Source organism: Streptomyces sp. AC627_RSS907, from assembly GCF_019049165.1.
Map to the genome: position 1 here is coordinate 1 of NZ_JAGMUE010000702.1, position 841 is coordinate 841.

The 841-nt window shown below is 69.0% G+C and carries 1 protein-coding gene; it reads left to right on the top strand.

Annotated elements, in window-relative coordinates:
- Positions 1-841 (top strand): MMPL family transporter (locus KUM32_RS37885; RefSeq protein ID WP_217146363.1); only part of this gene is annotated, 841 nt, incomplete at both ends.

Below are 841 nucleotides of genomic sequence, written 5' to 3' on the forward strand. Positions count from 1 at the left end.
ATCGACAAGGGCCGCATCCTGGGCAAGAAGAAGCCCACCACGCCCAGGCCGGAAGAGGGCTTCTGGCACCGTACGGCGATCACCGTCATGCGCTTCCCGGTGCCGATCGCCGCGGTCGTCATCGGACTGCTGCTCTTCCTCGGGGCGCCGTTCCTGGACCTGAAGATGAGCCTGGCCGACGAGCGGGTGCTGCCGACCAGCACCCAGTCGCGCCAGGTGGGCGAGACGCTCCGGAAGGACTTCAACGCCCAGGAGACGCAGGCCCTCAACGTCGTCCTGAACGATACGCCGGGCAAGGGCGAGCGTGGCAACGTCGCCGGCTACGCCGAGCGGCTGTCCACGCTGGACAACGTGGCCCGCGTCGACACCGAGATCGGCACCTTCGCCGGCGGCCAGCGCGTCGCCCCGCCGACCCCGGCCGCCGACCGGTTCGGCGTCACCGACAGCACGTACCTGTCGGTGGTGCCCAAGAGCCAGTCGCTGTCCGAGAAGGGCCGCCAGCTCGTCCAGGACATCCGCGCCGTCGACGCCCCGTACGACGTGCAGGTGGGCGGCCCGGCGGCGGAACTGCACGACGCCATCGAGTCGATGAACGACAAGCTGCCGCTGGGCCTCGGCGTCATCGCGATCAGCTCGTTCATCGTGCTGTTCCTGTTCACCGGCAGCATCGTGCTGCCGCTCAAGGCACTGGTGCTCAACTGCCTGAGCCTGAGCGCCACCCTCGGCGTGCTCGTCTGGGGCTTCCAGAACGGCCACCTGGAAGGCATCGTCGGCGACTTCGCGGTCACCGGGACCATCACCTGGACCGTGCCGATCCTGCTGTTCTGCGTCGCCTTCGGCC